This is a genomic window from Pseudomonas nitroreducens (assembly GCF_010994165.1).
Lineage (GTDB): Bacteria > Pseudomonadota > Gammaproteobacteria > Pseudomonadales > Pseudomonadaceae > Pseudomonas > Pseudomonas nitroreducens.
The window spans coordinates 1506775-1529299 of sequence record NZ_WMBX01000001.1 but is presented as its reverse complement, the minus strand read 5'-3'; the positions used below and the strand labels follow the sequence as shown (position 1 = coordinate 1529299).

Sequence of the window (22525 nt, the reverse complement as noted above, 5' to 3'; positions counted from 1 at the left end):
CGCGGGTTTCTGACCTCTGCAATATCGCGACGAAGTGTCGCACCCTCTCTATCTCCTTTCTTCACACCCTTCCTGTTCACGTCTAAGCTGAATTCCATTCGCAAACCTGCAATACGACTAACCTGACCCACTTCCCAGGTTGGCACGGGCGAGCCGAAATGAGCGGCAAACAGCGGCGCAAAGCGCTCCGGAGCAGGCGTCAAACCGGCTTCGCGCCAAGGCCCGGCGCGTTGCAATGGCTACCTGCTTTCTCCATACTTGCCGCCGTTTTTTTGTCCATAAAATCCAAAAACCGTGGAACCTTAGAATGAGCACAGCAATCAGTCCGACTGCTTATAACTATAAGGTCGTCCGCCAGTTCGCCATCATGACGGTGGTCTGGGGGATACTTGGTATGGGGCTCGGTGTTTACATCGCCTCTCAGCTGGTTTGGCCCCAGTTGAACCTGGACCTGCCCTGGACCAGCTTCGGCCGCCTCCGTCCGCTGCACACCAACCTGGTGATCTTCGCCTTCGGCGGCTGTGCTCTCTTCGCAACTTCCTACTACGTCGTACAGCGCACCTGTCAGACCCGACTGGTGTCCGATAGCCTCGCAGCCTTCACCTTCTGGGGTTGGCAAGCGGTGATCGTGCTGGCCGGCATCACCTTGCCGCTGGGCTACACCTCCTCCAAGGAGTACGCCGAACTGGAATGGCCGATCGACATCCTGCTGGCCATCGTCTGGGTGACCTACGCACTGGTGTTCTTCGGCACGGTGATGAAGCGCAAGACCAAGCACATCTACGTGGGCAACTGGTTCTACGGCGCGTTCATCCTGGTGACCGCCATGCTGCACATCGTCAACAGCATGGAAATCCCGGTAACCGCCTTCAAGTCCTACTCGATCTACGCCGGCGCGACCGACGCGATGATCCAGTGGTGGTACGGCCACAACGCCGTGGGCTTCTTCCTGACCACCGGCTTCCTGGGGATGATGTACTACTTCGTACCCAAGCAGGCCGAGCGTCCGATCTACTCCTACCGCCTGTCCATCGTGCACTTCTGGGCGCTGATCACCCTGTACATCTGGGCCGGTCCGCACCACCTGCACTACACCGCTCTGCCGGACTGGGCGCAGTCCCTGGGCATGGTGATGTCCCTGATCCTGCTGGCTCCGAGCTGGGGCGGCATGATCAACGGCATGATGACCCTGTCGGGCGCCTGGCATAAGCTGCGCACCGACCCGATCCTGCGCTTCCTGGTGGTCTCCCTGGCCTTCTACGGCATGTCCACCTTCGAAGGCCCGATGATGGCGATCAAGACCGTCAACTCCCTGTCGCACTACACCGACTGGACCATCGGCCACGTACACGCCGGCGCCCTGGGCTGGGTTGCGATGATCTCCATCGGTTCCCTGTACCACCTGATTCCGAAGGTCTTCGGCCGCGAGCAGATGCACAGCGTGGGCCTGATCAACGCGCACTTCTGGCTGGCTACCATCGGCACCGTGCTGTACATCGCCTCCATGTGGGTCAACGGCATCACCCAGGGCCTGATGTGGCGTGCAATCAACGCCGACGGCACCCTCACCTACTCCTTCGTGGAAGCCCTGCAGGCCAGCCACCCGGGCTTCATCGTCCGTGCGCTGGGCGGCGCCTTCTTCGCCTCCGGCATGCTGCTGATGGCCTACAACACCTTCCGTACTGTGCGCGGTTTCAAACAGGCTGACGCCGATGCCGCTGCCCAGATCCCCGCTGTAGGAGCTCACTGATGAAGCACGAAGTAGTCGAGAAGAACATCGGCCTTCTGGCCTTCTTCATGGTCATTGCGGTGAGCATCGGCGGTCTGACCCAGATCGTTCCGCTGTTCTTCCAGGACGTCACCAACAAGCCGGTCGAAGGCATGAAGCCGCGCACCGCGCTGGAGCTCGAAGGCCGTGACATCTACATCCGCGAAGGCTGCGTAGGCTGCCACTCGCAGATGGTCCGTCCGTTCCGCGCCGAGACCGAGCGCTACGGCCACTACTCCGTCGCCGGCGAAAGCGTCTGGGACCACCCGTTCCTGTGGGGTTCCAAGCGCACCGGCCCGGACCTGGCCCGCGTCGGCGGCCGCTACTCCGACGACTGGCACCGCGCGCACCTGTACAACCCGCGCAACGTGGTCCCGGAATCGAAGATGCCCTCCTACCCCTGGCTGGTGGAGAACAAGCTCGACGGCAAGGACACCGCGAAGAAAATGGAAGCCCTGCGTACGCTGGGCGTGCCTTACACCGACGAAGACATCGCCGGTGCTCGTGATGCCGTCAAAGGCAAGACCGAGATGGACGCTGTGGTCGCCTACCTGCAAGGCCTCGGCACCATCATCAAGAGCAAACGGTGACAGTGATGGATATCGGGACCATTCGCGGTATCGGCACTGTAGTAGTGATGGTCGCCTTCGTCGGCGTCCTGCTCTGGGCCTACGGTGGCAAACGCAAGGAGCGCTTCGACGAAGACGCCCTGCTGCCCTTCGCGGATGACCCGGTCGCCAAAAAGCACGTCGAGCAAGAGCAAGCTTCTAGGAGCAACAAAGAATGACAACCTTCTGGAGTCTGTACGTCACCGTACTTACCCTGGGCACCATCTTCGCCCTGGCGTGGCTGCTGTTCGCCACCCGTCGCGGTCAGCGCAACGAAGCCACCGACGAGACCGTCGGCCATGCCTTCGACGGCATCGAGGAGTACGACAACCCGCTGCCGAAGTGGTGGTTCATGCTGTTCGTGGCCACCTTCATCTTCGCCCTCGCCTACCTGGCCCTGTACCCGGGCCTGGGCAACTGGAAGGGCCTGCTGCCGGGCTACCAGGACAAGGCCGAATTCGCCAACGGCGAACAGGGCTGGACCGGTGTGCACCAGTGGGAAAAGGAAATGGCCAAGGCCGATGAGAAGTACGGCCCGCTGTACGCCAAGTTCGGCGCCATGCCGATCGAGGATGTGGCCAAGGACGAGCAGGCCCTGAAAATGGGTAACCGCCTGTTCGCTTCCAACTGCTCCGTCTGCCACGGTTCCGACGCCAAGGGCGCCCACGGTTTCCCGAACCTGACCGATGCCGACTGGCGCTGGGGCGGCGAGCCGAAGGACATCATCGCCACCATCGAAGGCGGTCGCCACGCGGCCATGCCGGCCTGGGGCGAAGTCATCGGCGATGCCGGCGTTCATGATGTAGCAGCCTTCGTCACCACCAAGCTGGACGGCCGCAAGCTGCCCGAAGGCGTGACTGACGAGCAGGTCGCCAACGGCCAGAAGATCTTCGCCACCAACTGCGTGGCTTGCCACGGCGCTGAAGGCAAAGGCACTGCGGCCATGGGCGCGCCGAACCTGACCCACCCGGCCGCGTTCATCTACGGCTCGAGCTTCGCCCAGCTGCAGCAGACCATCCGCTACGGCCGCCAAGGCCAGATGCCGGCTCAGCTGGAGCGTCTGGGCAAAGACCAGGTCCACCTGCTGGCTGCCTACGTGTACAGCCTGTCCCATGGCGAAGGTGAGAAGAGCGCCGAATAAGCCTCCCTTTCCTACACCCATAGCGACACCCAGCGGCGCCGGTTTCTACACCGGCGCCGCTCTATTTCTGGGTCCATAATTCCTTGCGCGACCAACTGTCGCACCGTTGCAACACCCACCACGCCGTATCATTGTTAGGCGTGCAAGCATATTTCTGACCCTCTCGGCATGTATCGACAGGGCGCCCTCCCGCTGCCGTGGAATGCACTGATGAGCAAACAGATTCCGGTCCAGGACGTCACTCCGCCCACCAAGGGCAAGGGTGAAAGCGTCGACCTTTATGCCTCCCGGGAAAAGATCTACACCCGAGCCTTTACCGGGTTCTTCCGCAACCTCCGCTTGGCCGGGGGCGCCCTCCTCTTCCTTCTCTATTTCGGCACCGTATGGCTGACCTGGAACGGTCGCCAGGCGGTCCTCTGGGATCTGCCCGAGCGCAAGTTCTACATCTTCGGCGCGACCTTCTGGCCGCAGGACTTCATCCTTCTCTCCGGGCTGCTGATCATCAGTGCGTTCGGCCTGTTCTTCATCACCGTGTTCGCCGGCCGCGTCTGGTGCGGCTACACCTGCCCGCAGAGCGTGTGGACCTGGATCTTCATGTGGTGCGAAAAAGTCACCGAAGGTGACCGCAACCAGCGCATGAAGCTCGACAAGGCCGGCTTCAGCGGCAACAAGCTGCTGCGCAAGGTCGCCAAGCACAGCCTCTGGCTGCTGATCGGCCTGGTCACCGGCCTGACCTTCGTCGGCTACTTCGCCCCCATCCGCGAACTGCTGATGGAACTGGTCACTGGCGAAGCCGACGGCTGGGCCTACTTCTGGGTCGGTTTCTTCACCCTCGCCACCTACGGCAACGCCGGCTGGCTGCGCGAGCAGGTGTGCATCTACATGTGCCCGTATGCGCGCTTCCAGAGCGTGATGTTCGACAAGGACACCCTGATCGTCTCGTACGATCCGCGGCGTGGCGAGAGCCGTGGCCCGCGCAAGAAAGGCGCCGACTACAAGGCCCAGGGTCTGGGCGATTGCATCGACTGCACCATGTGCGTTCAGGTCTGCCCGACCGGCATCGACATCCGCGACGGCCTGCAGATCGAATGCATCGGCTGCGCGGCGTGCATCGACGCCTGCGACAGCATCATGGACAAGATGAACTACCCGCGTGGCCTGATCAGCTACACCACCGAGCACAACCTGTCCGGGCAGAAAACCCATCTGGTGCGCCCGCGCCTGATCGGCTACGCCATCGCCCTGTGCATCATGATCGGCCTGCTGATCACCGCCATCCTCCTGCGCCCGCTGGTGGGGTTCGACGTCAGCAAGGACCGCGTGCTCTACCGCGAGAACGCCGAAGGCCGCATCGAGAACGTGTACAGCCTCAAGGTCATGAACAAGGACCAGAAGGACCATACCTACGTACTCAGCGCCAAAGGCATGGATGGCCTGATCCTGGAAGGCAAGAAGGAAATCTCGGTCGCGGCCGGGGACATCTTCAGCATGCCGGTGGAACTCTCCATCGACCCGGAGAAGCTGCCCTCCACCACCAACGAGATCAGCTTTACCATCCAGTCGGTGGACGACCCGTCCATCAGTAAGGAATCCACCAGTCGCTTCATCGGTCCGCGCGTTCGTTGAACCAATGCTGAACGAATTGGCACCCCATGTTGCACATGGGGTGCCAGTAGCGATCCAAGGACGTAGAATTCGCCCGCCCCTTCACCGGGCGGCGTCCCGCAAGGCGCCGCCAGCGAGAGATCAAAGAGCATGCAATCGGCCATGAAGACACCCGTGGAACCCTGGTACAAGCACCTCTGGCCGTGGATCATCATCGCCATGCTGGCCACCTCGATCTTCCTCAGCCTGACGATGGTCAACATCGCCGTGAACAACCAGGACTCCCTGGTCAGCGACAACTATTACGAAGCCGGCAAGGGCATCAACCGCTCCCTTGACCGCGAGCACCTCGCCCAGCAACTCAAGCTGCGGGCGAAGATCAGCTTCGACGAGCTGACCGGCGAAGTGGACCTGCGCCTCACGGGCGACAGCCGTCCGGCCACGCTTACCCTGAACCTGCTCTCCCCCACCCTGGAATCCCAGGACAAGCACCTGGAACTGCGCGCCAGCCCCGCCGAGCCGGGCCGCTACACCGCCAGCCTGGATGCCGCCGTGAAGGGCCGCCGCTTCGTCGAGCTGCTCGGCGAGGAGAACGGCAAGACCTGGCGTCTGTTCGAGGAAGAAAAGGTCGCTCCCGGCGCTACCTTCGACCTCGGCGACGAGCCCCTCAGCGGAGATGAAGCCGAGCGCCCATGAGCGCCGCGCTGCTCTGTTACCACTGCGCGCTGCCGGTCCCGCCCGGCAGCCGCTTCACTGCGCCAGTACTCGGCGAAACCCGCGAATTCTGCTGCCCGGGTTGCCAGGCCGTGGCCGAGGCTATCGTTGCCGGCGGCCTGGAAGGCTATTACCGCCACCGCACCGAAGCCGCCCCCAACCCTGACGCCCTGCCCGAACAGCTCGTCGACGAGCTGAAGCTGTTCGACCGCCCCGACGTTCAGCAGCCCTTCGTCCAGCATCAGGGCGATCTCGCCGAGACCACCCTGATCATGGAAGGCATCAGCTGCGCCGCCTGCGGCTGGCTGATCGAGAAACACCTCAAGGGCCTGCCCGCCGTCGCCGAGGCTGGTCTCAACCTGTCCAACCACCGTCTGCATGTGCGCTGGTCCGACAGCGAGCTGCCGCTGAGCGAACTGCTCGCCGAGCTGCGCCGTATTGGTTACGCCGCGCACCCCTTCCAGCCGGACCGCGCCGCCGAACAGTTGCACCAGGAGAACCGCAAGTCCCTGCGCCAGCTGGGCGTCGCCGGCCTGCTGTGGTTCCAGGCAATGATGGCGACCATGGCCACCTGGCCGGAATTCAACATCGACCTGAGCCCCGAGCTGCACGAAATCCTGCGCTGGGTGGCGATGTTCCTCACCACACCCATCGTCTTCTACTCCTGCCAGCCGTTCTTCCGTGGCGCCGTGCGCGACCTGCGCACCCGCCACCTGACCATGGATGTCTCGGTGTCCCTGGCCATCGGCGGCGCCTACCTGGCCGGCATCTGGACCGCCGTCACCGGCCACGGCGACCTGTACTTCGACGCCGTCGGCATGTTCGCCCTGTTCCTGCTCGCCGGCCGCTACCTGGAACGCCGCGCCCGCGAGCGCACCGCCGCCGCGACCGCCCAGTTGGTCAATCTGCTGCCCGCCTCCTGCCTGCGCCTGGACGGCAGCGGCCAGAGCAGCCGCGTACTGCTCAGCGAACTGAACCTGGGCGACCGCGTGCTGGTCCAGCCCGGCTCGGTGATCCCCGCCGATGGCCTGATCCTCGACGGCCAGTCCAGCGTCGACGAATCCCTGCTCACCGGCGAATACCTGCCGCAGCCGCGCCAGAGCGGCGACAGCGTCACCGGCGGCACCCTCAACGTCGAAGGCCCGCTGACCGTACAGGTCAAGGCCCTGGGCGGGGACAGCCGGCTGTCAGCCATCGTCCGCCTGCTCGAACGCGCCCAGTCGGACAAGCCGCGCCTCGCCGAACTCGCCGACAAGGCCGCGCAGTGGTTCCTCATCGCCTTGCTGGTGCTGTCCGCCGTGGTCGGCCTGTTCTGGTGGCAGCACGATGCTTCCCGCGCCTTCTGGGTCGTCCTGGCGATGCTGGTGGCGACCTGTCCCTGCGCACTGTCGCTGGCCACACCGACGGCCCTGACTGCCGCCACCGGCAGCCTGCACAAGCTCGGCCTGCTGGTGACCCGCGGCCACGTGCTGGAAGGCCTGAACCACATCGACACGGTGATCTTCGACAAGACCGGCACGCTTACCGAGGGCCGCCTGACACTGCGCGCAGTCCGGCCGCTGGGTGCACTGGACAGCGACACCTGCCTGGCACTGGCTGCCGCGCTGGAGAACCGTTCCGAACACCCTATCGCCCGAGCTTTCGGCCGCGCACCGCAGCCCGCCGAGAATGTCGAGAGCCACCCCGGCCTGGGCCTGGAAGGCCAGGTTGGCGAGCGTCGCCTGCGCATCGGCGAGCCGTCCTTCGTCTGCGCCCTGAGCGGCAGCGACGCGCCCCAGCATCCGCAGGAACCCGGCCAGTGGCTGCTGCTGGGCGATGACAGCGGCGCCCTCGCCTGGCTGGTGCTGGACGATCGCATCCGCGAAGACGCCGCCGACCTGCTCGAAGCATGCCGCGCCCGCGGCTGGCGCACCCTGCTGCTCTCCGGCGACAGCTCACCCATGGTCGACCGGGTCGCCGCCGAACTGGGCATCGACGATTGCCGTGGCGGCCTTCGCCCGGATGACAAGCTCGAAGTCCTGCGTCAGCTGCACCAGCAAGGCCACCGCGTGCTGATGCTGGGCGATGGCGTGAACGACGTGCCGGTGCTGGCCGCTGCCGACATCAGCGTCGCCATGGGCTCGGCCACCGACCTGGCGAAGACCAGCGCCGATGCCGTGCTGTTGTCCAACCGCCTGGACAGCGTGGTGCAGGCCTTCGGCCTGGCTCGTCGCACCCGTCGGGTCATCATCGAGAATCTGGTCTGGGCGGGGCTGTACAATGGGCTGATGTTGCCCTTTGCCGCCCTCGGCTGGATCACGCCGGTGTGGGCTGCGGTGGGCATGTCGATCAGCTCGCTGACCGTGGTGCTCAACGCCCTGCGCCTGACCCGGCTGCCCAAGGGCGCCGGCGCCCCGACAGCGACCACCGCCCTGCCAGCCGCCCCACAAGCGGCGCAGGCGCTGCCACGGAGTTGAAATGCCCGCTCTCTACATAATGATTCCGGTTGCCGTGGTGATCGTCGGCATCTGCATCGCGATCTTCTTCTGGGCGGTGAACAGCGGCCAGTACGACGACATGGACGGGCCCGCCCACAGCATCCTGTTCGACGACGAGGATCCCAAGCACCAGGCCGGCATCGATGAAGCCGAGGGCGATGCCTCGCACAGCAGCCAGAAACAGGACAAGCGCGATGCCTGAACTGGCGCCGCTGCTGGCGTCCGCGCTGATTCTCGGCCTGCTCGGCGGCGGTCACTGCCTGGGCATGTGTGGCGGCCTGATGGGCGCGCTGACCATGGCCATCCCGCCGGAGCAACGCGGACGTCGCCTGCGCCTGCTGCTGGCCTACAACCTCGGACGCATCTTCAGCTACGCCTGCGCCGGCCTGCTGCTCGGCCTGGCCGGCTGGGCCGTGGCGCGCACGCCATTCGCCGCAGCGTTGCGGGTGATCGCCGGCCTGCTGCTGATCGCCATGGGCCTTTACCTGGCCGGCTGGTGGAGTGGCCTGACCCGCATCGAAGCGCTGGGTCGCGGCCTGTGGAAGCACATCCAGCCCTTCGCCAGCCGCCTGCTGCCTGTCGCCAGCGTCCCGCGCGCACTGCTGCTGGGCGCACTGTGGGGCTGGCTGCCCTGCGGGCTGGTCTACAGCACCCTGCTCTGGGCCACCAGCCAGGGCTCGGCCATCGACAGTGCGCTGCTGATGCTCGCCTTCGGCCTCGGCACCTGGCCGGTGCTGCTGGCGACAGGGCTCGCCGCCGAGCGCATCACCGCGCTGCTGCGCAAGCGCAGCGTGCGCATGGCCGGTGGCATCCTGGTGATCCTCTTCGGCCTGTGGACCCTGCCCGGCCCGCACCAGGCCTGGATCATGGGCCACGAAATGCACGCCAGCGCCGGTATTGCCCACCATAAAGCCGCTTGATACAGGTCAACAGGCCTCTATCGGACTCTCCCTAGACTGCGCAGGAAAAGCTCGCCACCGGGGAACATCGGCATGCTCGACAATATTCGCTGGGACGCAGATCTGATACGCCGATACGATCTGTCCGGCCCGCGCTACACCTCCTATCCCACAGCCGTGCAGTTCCACGAAGGAGTCGGACCCTTCGACCTGCTGCACGCGCTGCGCGATAGCCAGAAGGCGCAGCGCCCGCTCTCGCTCTACGTGCACGTCCCGTTCTGCGCGAACATCTGCTACTACTGCGCCTGCAACAAGGTCATCACCAAGGATCGTGGCCGCAGCGCCCCCTACCTCGCCCGTCTCATCCACGAAATCGAGATTGTCAGCCGTCACCTGGGCCGCCAGCAGCAAGTCGAGCAGCTGCACTTCGGCGGAGGCACCCCGACCTTCCTGAGCCCCGGCCAGTTGCGTGAACTGATGGCGCAACTGCGCACCCATTTCCACTTCGTCGAGGGTGACTTCGGCGACTACGGCATCGAGATCGACCCGCGCGAGGCCGACTGGTCGACCATGGGCCTGCTCCGCGAGCTGGGCTTCAACCGCGCCAGCATCGGCGTGCAGGACTTCAACCTGGATGTTCAACAGGCCATCAATCGCCTGCAGAGCCTGGACGAGACCCGCGCCATCATCGACGCAGCGCGTACTCTGCAATTCCGCTCGATCAACATCGACCTGATCTACGGCCTGCCCAGACAGACCCCGGACACCTTCGCCCACACCGTCGAGCAGGTCATTGCCCTGCAGCCCAACCGGTTGTCCGTGTTCAACTACGCGCACCTTCCCGAACGTTTCCCCCCACAACGCCGGATCCTGGCCGAAGACCTGCCCTCCCCTGGGCAGAAGCTGGAAATGCTGCAGCGCACCACCGAGCAGCTCGAAGCCGCCGGCTACCGCTATATCGGCATGGACCACTTCGCCCTGCCGGACGACGAACTGGCGATGGCCCAGGAAGACGGCACCCTGCAGCGCAACTTCCAGGGCTACACCACCCACGGTCACTGCGACCTCGTTGGCCTGGGGGTTTCCTCGATCAGCCAGATCGGCGATCTCTACTGCCAGAACAGCAATGACATCGCCGACTACCAGAACACCCTCGACCAGGGCCAACTCGCCACTCGCCGCGGATTGCACTGCAACAAGGACGACCTCATCCGCCGCGCCGTGATCCAGCAACTGATCTGCCATTTCCAGCTGGACTTCGAGGACATCGAGGACCTCTACAACATCGACTTCCGCGGCTACTTCGCGGAAATCTGGGACGATCTCGAGCGTTTCGCCCGCGATGGCCTGATCACCCTCGGCCCGCGCGGCATAGACGTCAGCGCTTCCGGCCGGTTGCTGGTGCGTTCGCTGTGCATGCTGTTCGACCGTTACCTGCCCATGCAGAACCTGCAGCGCTTCTCGCGGGTCATCTGACGCCCGAGTTCCGCGCAGACGACCGACGGTGCGAGACCAACTGTCGCACCCATTGATACAGGATATGTCGGTCGTCCGAGGGTGTAGGAACAGCCCTGCCCTAGTACTTTTCGAAAGGATTCAAGCCCCGATACCCCGCCGCACTTCCTCATCCCCGTCGCTGGAACCAGCGATTCAGACAGGTCGCCAACTGGCGCGCGACTTGCAGTCTGCGGTACCCTTGGTTTTTGTGTGCCATCCCATTCAAGGAACACTCATGGCCGAAACCATCAAAGTGCGCGCACTGCCACAGGCGCACTGCAAGGATTGCAGCCTGGCTCCCCTCTGCCTGCCCCTGTCGCTGAACCACAGCGACATGGACGCCCTCGATGAGATCGTCAAGCGCGGCCGCCCCCTGAAGAAAGGCGAGTTCCTGTTCCGCCAGGGCGATGCCTTCGGTTCCGTCTTCGCCGTGCGTTCCGGTGCGCTGAAAACCTTCAGCATCACCGACGGCGGCGAAGAGCAGATCACCGGCTTCCACCTGCCCAGCGAGCTGGTCGGCCTGTCCGGCATGGACACCGAGAGCTACCCGGTATCGGCCCAGGCCCTGGAAACCACCTCGGTGTGCGAAATCCCCTTCGAACGCCTGGACGAACTCTCCGAGCAGCTGCCGCAACTGCGCCGCCAGCTGCTGCGGGTGATGAGCCGGGAAATCCGCGATGACCAGCAGATGATGATGCTGCTGTCGAAGAAGACCGCCGACGAGCGCATCGCCACCTTCCTGGTGAACCTCTCCGCGCGCTTCCGCGCCCGTGGCTTCTCGGCCCAGCAGTTCCGCCTGGCCATGTCGCGCAACGAAATCGGCAACTACCTGGGCCTGGCGGTGGAAACCGTCTCCCGCGTGTTCACCCGCTTCCAGCAGAACGGCCTGATCGCCGCCGAAGGCAAGGAAGTGCACATCCTCGACTCCATCGAGCTGTGCGCACTGGCAGGTGGCCAACTGGAAAGCTGATCTACCTGAAAGCTGACCGTCCGGTTGACTTTCCGGTCATCGAAAACGGGCTCGCCACACGGCGGGCCCGTTATACTTTGGCCTCTGCAAAAACCGCATCAGGTGCACATCCAGCATGATCCTCAACCCACTCGACCTGAAGTCCGTGATCCGTGCCGTTCCCGACTTTCCCAAGCCCGGCGTCATGTTCCGCGACATCACCCCGCTGTTCCAGTCGCCGCGAGCCCTGCGCTTCGTCGCCGACAGCTTTATCCAGCGCTACGTCGAGGCCGACTTCACCCACATCGGCGCCATGGATGCGCGCGGCTTCCTGATCGGTTCGATCATCGCCTACGAACTGAACAAGCCTCTGGTGCTGTTCCGCAAGCGCGGCAAGCTGCCGGCCGACGTACTGGCCCAGGCCTACGAGACCGAGTACGGCGAGGCCCTGCTGGAAGTCCACGCCGACAGCCTGTGCGAAGGCGACAGCGTGCTGATCTTCGATGACCTGATCGCCACCGGCGGCACCCTGCTGGCCGCCGCGCAACTGGTACGCCGCATGGGCGCCAGCGTGTTCGAGGCCGCTGCGATCATCGACCTGCCGGAACTGGGCGGTTCGACCAAGCTCAACGACGCGCAGATTTCCACCTACAGCCTGACCGCCTTCGCCCTCGACGAAGCCTGATCGGCGCTGTTTCCGAGAGCGGGCGCTACGGCGCCCGTTTTCGTTTCCGGCCTTCGCACGGGCGCCCCATCCAATGGCTGGTGATGACCGCTTTGGCCTGATTCGACCCTGCCGCGGCCGGAAATGACCTGGCGATTGTCCGACAAGACTCCGAACATGACATCAACCGATGACACATTCGAAGGTGGCATCGCGAACTAACGACAGGGCTTGCCTGAGTGCCGTACCTGCCACGCACCTCGCTCCCGCCCGCACAACAACAAGGAGTTAGTCATGAACGCCAGTACCACGTCGATCCGCGCCAACTTCCCGGTCCGCCGCATGGATTTCACCTTCAGTGAAACCCCGAAGTACTGGTGGGACGGGCAGCCCTTCATGACCCACTTCATGAACAACCTGTCTTCGCTGTTCCCCTACGGCGAGAAGTTCTTCGTCGACAGCGTGCGTGCGGTGCGCGAGCGCATCCAGGACCCGCAGCTGCAGAAGGACGTCAGCGCCTTCATCGGCCAGGAGGCCATGCACTCCAAGGAGCACGCGGCCTACAACGAATACGCCGACGAGCACGGCATCGACCTGGAAACCCTGGAACTGCGCATCAAGGTGCTGCTCGAATCGATCAGCAAGATCACCACCAAGAAGCATCAGCTGGCGATCACCTGCGCCCTCGAACACTTCACCGCGACCATGGCCGAACAACTGCTCAAGCGCGAAGACCTGAGCGGCCAGATGAAGTCGGACAAGATGTACAAGCTGTGGATGTGGCATGCCGTCGAGGAGAATGAACACAAGGCGGTGGCCTACGATGTCTACCAGCAGGTCTACGGCGGCTACTTCACCCGCACCGCGGTGATGCTGCTGACCACCGTGATCTTCCTCAGCGTCATCGCCGGCTTCCAGATCAACCTGCTGCGCCGCGATGGCCAGCTGTTCAACTGGCGCAGCTGGAAGCATGGCCTGGGCGTGCTGCTGCACCCGCGCCGCGGCTACTTCGTCAACCTGATCCGCCCCTGGCTGGACTACTTCCGCCCCGGCTTCCACCCCTTCGACCACGATACCAAGGCGCTGGAAACCCGCTGGAAAGAGCAGCTGGACTTCGCCGGCTGATCACCGCCAAACCTCGCTCAACGTCGAAAAACGCCAGGCATCGCCTGGCGTTTTTCATTTTCACCGCGCACCGCGACAACCAGTCACTACACTGAGCAGGGTTTCCGGAGTCCAATGGAACGCGCAGCTCATGCAGAACCATGTCACGAATTGCGAGCCAAGGAGGTTAGATGCCCCACCAAGCCCCCTCCCCTTGGAAGGTTCCGCTCGTCCGTGAGCTGACCCTCATCCTGCTGATCAAGCTGACCCTGCTACTGGTCATCAAGGCCGTCTGGTTCGACCAGCCTACCGTCCCCGATGACGGCTCCCGCGTCACCAGCCAGCACCTGCTCGGCGACAGCCGCCCGAGCGACGCCGAGAAGGAGAGCGCCCGATGATTTCCGAAGCCGTCGTAGACCTGTCGCGCCTGCAGTTCGCGATGACCGCCATGTACCATTTCCTGTTCGTGCCGCTGACCCTCGGCCTGGCCTTCCTGCTGGCGATCATGGAGTCGGTCTACGTGATGACCGGCAAGCAGGTGTACAAGGACATGACCCAGTTCTGGGGCAAGCTGTTCGGCATCAACTTCGCCCTGGGGGTCACCACCGGGCTGACCATGGAGTTCCAGTTCGGCACCAACTGGGCCTACTACTCCCACTACGTCGGTGACATCTTCGGCGCGCCGCTGGCCATCGAAGGCCTGATGGCCTTCTTCCTCGAATCGACCTTCATCGGCCTGTTCTTCTTCGGCTGGGACCGCCTGTCGAAGGTCCAGCACCTGTCGGTGACCTGGCTGGTGGCGTTGGGCTCGAACCTTTCGGCGCTGTGGATCCTGATCGCCAATGGCTGGATGCAGAACCCGGTGGGCGCGGAGTTCAACTTCCAGACCATGCGCATGGAGCTCACCGACTTCGGTGCGCTGCTGTTCAACCCGGTGGCCCAGGTCAAGTTCGTCCATACCGTCGCCGCCGGCTACGTCACCGGGGCGATCTTCGTCCTCGCCATCTCCAGCTACTACCTGCTGAAAAAGCGCGACCAGGGCTTCGCCCGGCGCTCCTTCGCCATCGCCTCGGCCTTCGGCCTGGCCTCGATCCTCTCGGTGATCATCCTTGGCGACGAGTCGGGCTATGAGATCGGCGACGTGCAGAAGACCAAGCTGGCCGCCATCGAGGCGGAATGGGAAACCCATCCTGCCCCCGCCGGTTTCACGCTCATCGGCCTGCCCAACCAGGAGCAGCAGCGCACCGACTATGCGATCAAGATCCCCTATGTGCTCGGCCTGATCGCCACTCGCTCACTGGACAAGGAGGTCACCGGGATCAAGGACCTGCTGGCGCAGCACGAGGCGCGCATCCGTCACGGCATGACCGCCTATGCCCTGCTGCAGAAGCTGCGCGGCGGTGACAAATCCGAGGCTACCCTGGCGCAGTTCAATCAGGTGAAGAACGACCTCGGCTACGGTCTGCTGCTGAAGAAGTACACGCCCGAGGTGGTGGACGCGACCGAAGAGCAGATTCGCCTGGCCACCCTCGACACCATCCCCGATGTGTTCACCCTGTTCTTCAGCTTCCGCATCATGGTCGGCTGCGGGTTCCTCATGCTCGCTCTGTTCGCCTGTGCGTTCTATGCCTCGGCGCGCAAGAACGAGGAGCGCAAGCGCTGGCTGCTCAAATGGGCGCTGTGGAGCCTGCCACTGCCCTGGCTGGCCGCGCAGACCGGCTGGTATGTCGCCGAACACGGCCGCCAGCCCTGGTCCATCGGTGAGGTACTGCCGGTGCACCTGTCCGCTTCCAGCCTCAGCACCGGCGATGTCTGGGGCTCGCTGCTGGCGTTGATCGCCTTCTACAGCCTGCTGCTGGTGGTGGAGATGTACCTGATGATCAAGTTCGCCCGCCTCGGCCCATCGAGCCTGCACACCGGCCGTTACCACTTCGAGCAGGGCCATGCCGCCAGCGGCGCGGCCACGGCGTAAGGAGACGATCATGGACTACGAAACGCTGAAACTGACCTGGTGGGTGCTGATCGGTGTGCTGCTGATCGGTTTCGCCCTCACCGATGGCTTCGACATGGGCGCCATGGCACTGATGCCCTTCGTGGCGAAGACCGACAGCGAACGACGGGTGGCGATCAACACCATCGCCCCGCACTGGGACGGCAACCAGGTCTGGTTCATCACCGCCGGCGGCGCCCTGTTCGCCGCCTGGCCGATGGTCTATGCCACCGCGTTCTCCGGGTTGTACTGGGCGATGCTGCTGGTGCTCTTCGCCCTGTTCTGCCGCCCCGTCGGTTTCGACTACCGCAGCAAACTGGAAAACCAGCGCTGGCGTGCGGTCTGGGACTGGGCGCTGTTCGTCGGTGGCTTCGTCCCGGCGCTGGTGTTCGGCGTGGCCTTCGGCAACCTGTTCCAGGGCCTGCCTTTCAGCCTCGATGAGATGATGCGGCCGTCCTACCACGGCAGCTTCTTCGCCCTGCTCAACCCCTTTGCCCTGCTCGCCGGAGTGGTCAGCCTGAGCATGCTCTGCCTGCACGGCGGCGCCTGGCTGATGCTGCGCACCGACGGAGAACTGGCTGAGCGCTCCAGGCGGGCCGCGCAGTTGTGCGCACTGGTCTACCTGCTGAGCTTCATCGCTGCCGGTGCCTGGGTCAGCCTGGGCATGAACGGCTTCGCCCTGCTCTCGAGCATCGACGGCAATGCGGTACTGAACCCGTTGAACAAGGAAGTTGCGCTGTCCAACGCCGGCTGGCTGGCCAACTACCACGCCTACCCCGCAACCATCGCCGCCCCCATCGTCGGCATCCTCGGCGGCCTGCTGGCCCTGGCCGCGGCCAGCGGCGGGCGCGGCGGCCTGACCTTCCTGGGCAGCGCCCTGGCGATCATCGGCACCCTGTGCACGGCAGGCTTCGCGCTGTTCCCCTTCGTCTTCCCCTCCAGCGAGAACCCGGCGGCGAGCCTCACGATGTGGGACGCGGTTTCCAGCCACAAGACCCTGGGCATCATGTTCGTCGTGGCCTGCATCTTCGTGCCGCTGATCCTCTGCTACACGCTGTGGGGCTACGTGAAGATGTGGGGCCGTCTGAACCGCAAGCACATCGAAGCCAACTCCCACGGCCTCTACTGAAGGAGCAACCGCATGTGGTACTTCACCTGGATACTCGGCGTCCTGCTGGCCTGCAGCTTCGGCATCATCAATGCGCTGTGGCTGGAAACCACCCAGGATCTGGACAGTGACGACGACTGACGCAGCCTTCCTGCGCCACCCCGCCAGCCGCACCTTGTCACTGCTGCTGGCGATTCCCCTGGCGCTGGTCCTGCTGATCCATCCCGCCGCCATGCTCGACACCCAGGGCCGCTACAGCCATGGCCTGCTGATGCTGGCGATGCTCGGGGTCAGCGCCGGTTTCGTCCACGGGGTGGGCTTCGACCCACGCGGCCTGCCCTGGCGCTGGGTGTTCGGGCCGCTGTGCGGCTGGGCACTGATGGCGCTGGGCTACGCGCTCCTGCTCAAGGCGCAATTGGGTCTGTAGAACCACGACGGGCTCATTTCAGCCCTCGGAGCGCCGCGGCAAGTCATCGACCGTGTCGAACCAAGACAGTTGCGACGAACACCATACGTGGCACTGCGGCTCGATCCGCTCCGGCTCGTCCAGGGTGACGATGTTCAGCCCTACCGTTTCACCGTCACGCACGCGGAACTCCATGGGCGTACCGCACTTCACGCAGAAGCGCCGCTCGCCGTCTTCACTGGAGCGCCACAGGCCGAGTTCGCCGGCGGTGTAGGCAAACCCCGTCAGCGGAATCACCGCCCACGGAACAGCCGGCGCGGCATTGGCCTTCTGGCAGATGCGGCAGTGGCAATAGCCGGTTTCCTCCGGTTGCGCATCCACGCGGTAGCGCACCGCGCCGCAGGCGCAGCCGCCGAAGAGGGGAAAAGGCAACATGGTGAGGCTCCCGTGACAGTCTAAGCAGACTCAGAGCCTATCCAACATTCCCAGGGTCTGCAGGACCGCGACACCGGTGAAGAGCAACAGGATTTGTCGCTGGGCCAGGGCGCAGACCTCCTCGCGCAACTCCGGCGGACGCTCCAGGTAGTCCAGCGACTGCTGGAACAGCTGCCGGCTGATCAGCCGCGACAGCTGGTCCAGTTCACCCACCTCGACGTCCGGTAGCAGATGGAATTGGCGGATGTCCTCGGCCATGTCCTCGCCGAATTCGTCCATCACCCGCGCCAGTGCTTCACGCAGTACCGGCGACGGCCCGTGCAACTCGCGCACGCCGATGATGAAAGCCTGCGGGTTGCGCTCGACGAAATCAAAGAACAGCCGCACAGTCTCCCGGGTGACGCGCTGGCCGCGCTCCAGGTCCAGGCCGAACGGTACACTGGCCGCGCTCGCCCCCGATAGCGCGCGCTCGGCCGCCTCACGGCGCAGGTCGCGCAACGGCTGGCGCAACTGGGTAGCGATGTCGCGGATGATCGCCAGGCCCAGGTCGTCCACGTCGCTGAAATGCCGGTAGAAGGTGTTCGGGTTCAACCCCGCTTCCCGCGCCAGTTCCCGCAGCCCGAGGCTGCTCAGGCTGCGCCGGCTGGCCGCCAGGCGCAGCGCCGCGTCGATCAGTGCGCGCTTGCCGGCGGCCTGCGTTGGCCGTTCTTCCTGTTCGATTTCCATGTGTCTGGCGGCCGACCCCATCTAAGGTTGGTTGTTCCTGAAGTATACAGATGTCTACATTCCATCACGTAGACAGTTGTATACGCCAGCAATAATCATAACAGGAGCATGGCCATGAGTACGGTTGTGAGTACCCAACCAAAGACTGCCCCCAGACATTGCAAGGTCGCCATCATCGGCACCGGGTTTTCCGGGCTGGGCATGGCGATCCGCCTGAAGCAGGAAGGCGAGAACGATTTCCTGCTGTTCGAAAAGGATGCCGGCGTCGGCGGCACCTGGCGGGTCAACAACTACCCGGGCTGCGCCTGTGACGTGCAATCCCACGTCTACTCCTTCTCTTTCGAGCCGAACCCGGACTGGACGCGCATGTTCGCCCGCCAGCCGGAGATCCGCGCCTACCTGGAGAACTGCTGGAAGAAGTACCGACTGGAAGACAAGACGCTGCTCAACACCGAGATGGCGCGTTTCGAGTGGAGCGATGAGCAGCAGCTCTGGCACCTGTTCGACACCGCCGGCAACCACTACACCGCCAAGGCCGTGGTCTCGGGCATGGGCGCCCTGTCGATTCCCTCTATCCCGGCGCTCAAGGGCCTGGAGAATTTCCAGGGCAAGGCCTTCCACTCGCAGCAGTGGGACCATGACTACGACCTCAAGGGCAAGCGTGTGGCGGTGATCGGCACCGGCGCCTCAGCCATCCAGTTCGTCCCGGAAATCCAGCCGCTGGTGGCCAAGCTCGATCTCTACCAGCGCACCGCACCGTGGATCCTGCCCAAGCCGGACCGTGCCATCAGCGAGAAGGAGCGCGCGCGCTTCCGTCACTTCCCGGCGGTACAGAAGCTCTGGCGCGGCGCCCTCTACAGCATGCTAGAAGGCCGTGTGCTGGGCTTCACCTTCGCGCCCTGGGCGATGAAACTGGTGGGCAGGCTGGCCGAACGCTTCATCCGCCAGCAGGTCAAGGACCCGGACCTGCGCCGCAAGCTGACCCCGGACTACACCATCGGCTGCAAGCGCGTGCTCATGTCGCACAACTACTACCCGGCGCTGGCCGCCTCCAACTCCTCGGTGATCGTCGACGGCATCCGCGAGATCAAGGCCAGCAGCATCATCACCGCCGACGGACGCGAGCGGCAGGTGGACGCCATCATCTTCGGTACCGGCTTCACCGCCAACGATCCGATCCCGCGTGGCGTGGTATTCGGCAAGGACGGCGTGGACCTGCTCGATACCTGGAAGAACGGCCCGGAAGCCTACAAGGGCACCATGACCCGCGGCTTCCCCAACCTGTTCTTCCTCATGGGCCCGAACACCGGTCTGGGCCACAACTCCATGGTCTACATGATCGAGTCGCAGATCACCTACGTGCTGGGCGCCATCAAGCTGATGGACCGCCGCGAGCTGCAGAGCGTGGAGGTCAAGAGCGACGTCCAGGACCAGTGGAACGCCAAGCTGCAGCGCGGCCTCAACCACAGCGTGTGGAACACCGGCGGCTGCAAGAGCTGGTACCTGCACCCGGTGAGCGGGCGCAACTGCACCCTGTGGCCGGGCTTCACCTGGCGCTTCCGCGCGCTGACCAGCCAATTCGATCCCAGCGCCTATCATTTGAAGTCCAAGCCGCTGCCCAGCCCTGTCGTCCAACCCCAACGCCACGCAGAAGAGGTGCCGGCATGAAGAACTTCGAGAACAAGGTCGCCGCGATCACCGGCGCGGGTTCGGGCATCGGTCGCGCCCTGGCCATCGAACTGGCCTCCCGCGGCTGCCACCTGGCTCTGGCGGACGTGAATGCCGCAGGCCTCGAGGAAACCCGCCAGTTGCTCTCCTCCACCGGCGTGCGCGTGTCCATCGACACCGTGAACGTCGCCGACCGCGAGCAGGTGCATGCCTGGGCCGACAAGGCCGCCCGCGAGCACGGCAAGGTCAACCTGGTGTTCAACAACGCCGGCGTCGCCCACGCCGGCACCGTGGAAGCCAGCGACTATGAAGAGTACGAGTGGATCACCAACATCAACTTCTGGGGCGTGGTCTACGGCACCAAGGCCTTCCTGCCGCACCTGAAGGCATCCGGAGACGGCCACATCGTCAACGTTTCCAGCGTGTTCGGGCTGTTCTCCCAGCCGGGTATGAGCGCCTACAACGCCACCAAGTTCGCCGTACGCGGTTTCACCGAATCGCTGCGCCAGGAGCTGGACATGGAGCGCGCAGGCGTTTCGGCCAGCTGTGTTCACCCCGGCGGCATCAAGACCAATATCGCCAAGACCGCGCGGATGAACGACAGCATGGTCAAGGTCACCGGGCAGAACGCGGAAGCTGCGCGTACCCAGTTCAACGACCAGTTGCTGCGCACTACGCCGCAGAAAGCTGCGCAGGTGATCATTCGCGGCGTGGAGCGTGATTCGCGGCGCATCCTGATCGGCCCGGACGCCCACGCCATCGATGTGATGTTGCGCCTGCTGCCGGTCTGGTATCAGAAGGTGGTCACCGGCAGCATGAAGCTGGCCAAGCGCTTCGCTCCGAAACCCAAGCGCAAGTCAGCCGCCGAGGGCTACGAGGCCAAGTAAGGCTCTGCCGCAACGAATCCCTTTTCCCTGTCGGACCGGCGCCCATCCCCCTTACCCCCGGATGGGCGCCGTTTTTTTCAATTGTCGAGTCGGGCTGTCATCCACTAACCGCTGTTTATACTGGCTAGCCGCTGCCAGGCAATAACACCAGGGATGACGACCATGAGCCAGACACTGCCCACCTTCCGCTACCACCCCGAACCGCTTTCCACCGGCAGCGTGGTGGCCTCGGCAGAAACCTGCCGGTGTTGCGGCCAAAAGCGCGGCTACGTCTACACCGCCTCGGTGTACACCCGACACGACCTGCCGGAAAACTGCCTGTGTCCCTGGTGCATCGCCGACGGCAGCGCTGCAGAGCGTTTCGAGGCCAGTTTCGCCGATGACTACCCGCTGTTGGACGCCGGAGTACCCGATGCCGTGGTGCGCGAAGTCTGCGAACGCACGCCGGGGTTCGCCTCCTGGCAGCAAGAGCATTGGCTGAACTGCTGCGGCGACGCCTGCGCCTTCCACGGCGACGCCAGGCGGGAGGACATCATCGCCCTCGGCGCCGCCGAGCTGGCCGGGCACTTCGCCGACTTCGGCTGGCCGGAAAAAACCTGGCTACAGGTGATCGAGCACTACGAGCCAGCGGGCAACCCGGCGATCTATCACTTCCGCTGCCTGCATTGCGGCAAGACGCGCTACGGGATGGACTTCACCTGAACCCCAGGGCATCTCAAAGCCCCATCTGCTTGGCGATGATCTCGTTCATGATCTCCCGCGTGCCGCCACCGATGGAGAGGATGCGGTTGTCGCGGTACAGCCGCTCCACCAGGCTCTCGCGCATGTAGCCCATGCCGCCCAGCACCTGCACCGCGTCGTAGGTCACCCGGTCGGCGATGTCGGTGGCGAAGTTCTTGGCCATGGAGATTTCCTTGATCACGCTCTTGCCCACCGCCATCTTCGCCGCCTGCCGATAGGTGAACTCTCGGGACACTTCGACCTGAGTGGCCATTTCCGCCAAGCGATGCTTGAGCACCTGGAACTTGCCGATCGGCTTGCCGAACGCCTCGCGCTCGCGGCACCACGCCAGCGCTTCGTCCAGGGCGAGTTGCGCAGTCATGTTGGCCATGATCGCCAGCGCCAGGCGCTCGCTCTGGAAGTTCGCCATGATGCAGGCGAAGCCCATGTTCTCGGCGCCGATCAGGTTTTCCGCCGGCACCTTGCAGTCGTCGAAGAACAGTTCGGCGGTGTCCGATGCCCACCAACCCATTTTCTTCAGCTTGCGGCTGACCGTGAAGCCGGGAGCGCCCTTCTCCACCAGCAGCAGGCTGACGCCACCAAAGCCGTCGCCGCCAGTGCGGACGGCCACGGTGTAGTAGTCGGCACGCACGCCGCTGGTGATGAAGGTCTTGCTGCCGCTCACGCGGTAGTGGTCGCCATCACGCACGGCGCGGGTCTTCAGGCCGGCCACGTCGGAGCCGCCGGACGGCTCGGTGACCGCCAGCGCCATGATCTTCTCGCCGGCCAGCACCTGCGGCGCGATGCGTTCACGCAGCTCCGGGCGGCCCCACTTGATCAAGGGCGGCAGGCCGATATCCAGCGAGCCCAGCCCCGCCACCAGCCCACCGGAGCCGCAGCGCATCAGCTCTTCGCTGGCTGCCACCTTGGCGAACAGATCGCCCTCGTGGCTGCCGCCAAGCGCTTCCGGATAACCAATGCCAAGGATGCCCGCCTCGCCGGCCTTGCGGTACAGCTCGCGGGGAAACTCCTCGGCCTCCTCCCAGTCAGCGACATGGGGCAGGATTTCCCGCTCGACGAAGCGCCGTACGCTGTCGCGGACCAGGCGGTGGCTGTCATCGAAGTACTCGGTGAACACGGACATGGCAAGGCTCCAGAC

At 64.4% G+C, this 22525-nt stretch carries 23 protein-coding genes and 1 pseudogene; 21 read left to right on the top strand and 3 right to left on the bottom strand.

Going from position 1 to position 22525, the window contains the following annotated elements; genetic code table 11:
• Positions 1-307 precede the first annotated feature (307 nt).
• From ccoN to GJV37_RS07225, 18 genes are all read left to right on the top strand, one after another.
• Positions 308-1750 carry a cytochrome-c oxidase, cbb3-type subunit I gene (ccoN, locus tag GJV37_RS07310; RefSeq protein ID WP_038803521.1) on the top strand — a complete coding sequence of 481 codons (1443 nt, stop codon included), beginning with the start codon at positions 308-310 and terminating at the stop codon, positions 1748-1750.
• On the top strand, positions 1750-2358 hold the full coding sequence (gene ccoO, locus GJV37_RS07305) for a cytochrome-c oxidase, cbb3-type subunit II (RefSeq protein WP_017516817.1): 609 nt from the start codon (positions 1750-1752) through the stop codon (positions 2356-2358). The genes ccoN and ccoO overlap by 1 nt, the downstream gene beginning before the upstream one ends.
• A 5-nt stretch (positions 2359-2363) precedes the next feature.
• Positions 2364-2555: a cbb3-type cytochrome oxidase subunit 3 gene (locus GJV37_RS07300; RefSeq protein ID WP_024763940.1), complete on the top strand. Its 192-nt coding sequence runs from the start codon at positions 2364-2366 to the stop codon at positions 2553-2555.
• A complete protein-coding gene (gene ccoP, locus GJV37_RS07295; protein ID WP_024763939.1) occupies positions 2552-3517 on the top strand; it encodes a cytochrome-c oxidase, cbb3-type subunit III in 966 nt (321 codons plus the stop codon). Before GJV37_RS07300 ends, ccoP begins: the two co-directional genes overlap by 4 nt.
• 210 nt (positions 3518-3727) lie before the next feature.
• Positions 3728-5143 carry a cytochrome c oxidase accessory protein CcoG gene (gene ccoG / locus GJV37_RS07290; RefSeq protein ID WP_038803520.1) on the top strand — a complete coding sequence of 472 codons (1416 nt, stop codon included), beginning with the start codon at positions 3728-3730 and terminating at the stop codon, positions 5141-5143.
• Positions 5144-5272: 129 nt separating this feature from the next.
• On the top strand, positions 5273-5818 hold the full coding sequence (locus GJV37_RS07285; RefSeq protein ID WP_024763938.1) for a FixH family protein: 546 nt from the start codon (positions 5273-5275) through the stop codon (positions 5816-5818).
• Entirely contained in the window at positions 5815-8292 is a 2478-nt protein-coding gene (locus GJV37_RS07280) for a heavy metal translocating P-type ATPase (protein WP_170858457.1), read from the top strand. The genes GJV37_RS07285 and GJV37_RS07280 overlap by 4 nt, the downstream gene beginning before the upstream one ends.
• A 1-nt stretch (position 8293) precedes the next feature.
• Complete coding sequence (gene ccoS / locus GJV37_RS07275; RefSeq protein WP_024763937.1) at positions 8294-8515, top strand: cbb3-type cytochrome oxidase assembly protein CcoS; 222 nt, start codon at positions 8294-8296, stop codon at positions 8513-8515.
• Positions 8508-9233 (top strand): sulfite exporter TauE/SafE family protein, encoded by a 726-nt coding sequence (locus GJV37_RS07270; RefSeq protein ID WP_024763936.1) that lies wholly within the window; start codon positions 8508-8510, stop codon positions 9231-9233. The genes ccoS and GJV37_RS07270 overlap by 8 nt, the downstream gene beginning before the upstream one ends.
• Before the next feature lie 72 nt (positions 9234-9305).
• Positions 9306-10688 (top strand): oxygen-independent coproporphyrinogen III oxidase, encoded by a 1383-nt coding sequence (gene hemN / locus GJV37_RS07265; protein WP_024763935.1) that lies wholly within the window; start codon positions 9306-9308, stop codon positions 10686-10688.
• A gap of 256 nt (positions 10689-10944) precedes the next feature.
• Positions 10945-11679 carry a transcriptional regulator Anr gene (anr, locus tag GJV37_RS07260; protein WP_024763934.1) on the top strand — a complete coding sequence of 245 codons (735 nt, stop codon included), beginning with the start codon at positions 10945-10947 and terminating at the stop codon, positions 11677-11679.
• Between the two features lie 115 nt (positions 11680-11794).
• Complete coding sequence (locus GJV37_RS07255) at positions 11795-12343, top strand: adenine phosphoribosyltransferase (protein WP_024763933.1); 549 nt, start codon at positions 11795-11797, stop codon at positions 12341-12343.
• A gap of 273 nt (positions 12344-12616) precedes the next feature.
• Entirely contained in the window at positions 12617-13447 is an 831-nt protein-coding gene (locus GJV37_RS07250; RefSeq protein WP_170858456.1) for a metal-dependent hydrolase, read from the top strand.
• Positions 13448-13617: 170 nt separating this feature from the next.
• A complete protein-coding gene (cydP, locus tag GJV37_RS07245; RefSeq protein WP_054910523.1) occupies positions 13618-13824 on the top strand; it encodes a cytochrome oxidase putative small subunit CydP in 207 nt (68 codons plus the stop codon).
• Positions 13821-15398 carry a cytochrome ubiquinol oxidase subunit I gene (locus tag GJV37_RS07240; protein WP_170858455.1) on the top strand — a complete coding sequence of 526 codons (1578 nt, stop codon included), beginning with the start codon at positions 13821-13823 and terminating at the stop codon, positions 15396-15398. The genes cydP and GJV37_RS07240 overlap by 4 nt, the downstream gene beginning before the upstream one ends.
• 7 nt (positions 15399-15405) lie before the next feature.
• Positions 15406-16545 (top strand): cytochrome d ubiquinol oxidase subunit II, encoded by a 1140-nt coding sequence (cydB, locus tag GJV37_RS07235; RefSeq protein WP_170858523.1) that lies wholly within the window; start codon positions 15406-15408, stop codon positions 16543-16545.
• Positions 16546-16557: 12 nt separating this feature from the next.
• The gene (cydX, locus tag GJV37_RS07230) at positions 16558-16665 is read left to right on the top strand and encodes a cytochrome bd-I oxidase subunit CydX (protein ID WP_024763928.1); all 108 of its coding nucleotides are present in this window, start codon (positions 16558-16560) and stop codon (positions 16663-16665) included.
• The gene (locus GJV37_RS07225) at positions 16652-16951 is read left to right on the top strand and encodes a cyd operon YbgE family protein (RefSeq protein ID WP_024763927.1); all 300 of its coding nucleotides are present in this window, start codon (positions 16652-16654) and stop codon (positions 16949-16951) included. Before cydX ends, GJV37_RS07225 begins: the two co-directional genes overlap by 14 nt.
• An 18-nt stretch (positions 16952-16969) precedes the next feature.
• Here GJV37_RS07225 and GJV37_RS07220 read toward each other — a convergent pair whose 3' ends face one another.
• Entirely contained in the window at positions 16970-17365 is a 396-nt protein-coding gene (locus GJV37_RS07220) for a GFA family protein (protein ID WP_170858454.1), read from the bottom strand.
• A 30-nt stretch (positions 17366-17395) separates the two neighbouring features.
• A complete protein-coding gene (locus GJV37_RS07215; RefSeq protein ID WP_024763925.1) occupies positions 17396-18091 on the bottom strand; it encodes a TetR family transcriptional regulator in 696 nt (231 codons plus the stop codon).
• A gap of 76 nt (positions 18092-18167) precedes the next feature.
• On the opposite strand from GJV37_RS07215, the pseudogene GJV37_RS07210 reads away from it, so the two are divergent.
• The 3 genes and pseudogenes from GJV37_RS07210 (at position 18168) to GJV37_RS07200 (ending at position 21348) form a co-directional block, all read left to right on the top strand.
• Positions 18168-19759: pseudogene (locus GJV37_RS07210) on the top strand (flavin-containing monooxygenase).
• Positions 19756-20646, top strand: a complete 891-nt coding sequence (locus tag GJV37_RS07205) for an SDR family NAD(P)-dependent oxidoreductase (RefSeq protein ID WP_037008764.1) — start codon at positions 19756-19758, stop codon at positions 20644-20646. Before GJV37_RS07210 ends, GJV37_RS07205 begins: the two are co-directional and overlap by 4 nt.
• 162 nt (positions 20647-20808) lie before the next feature.
• Positions 20809-21348: a CbrC family protein gene (locus GJV37_RS07200; RefSeq protein WP_024763922.1), complete on the top strand. Its 540-nt coding sequence runs from the start codon at positions 20809-20811 to the stop codon at positions 21346-21348.
• 13 nt (positions 21349-21361) lie between these two features.
• Here the strand turns inward: GJV37_RS07200 and GJV37_RS07195 are convergent, their stop codons facing one another.
• A complete protein-coding gene (locus tag GJV37_RS07195) occupies positions 21362-22510 on the bottom strand; it encodes an acyl-CoA dehydrogenase family protein (protein ID WP_065084587.1) in 1149 nt (382 codons plus the stop codon).
• Positions 22511-22525: the final 15 nt, after the last annotated feature.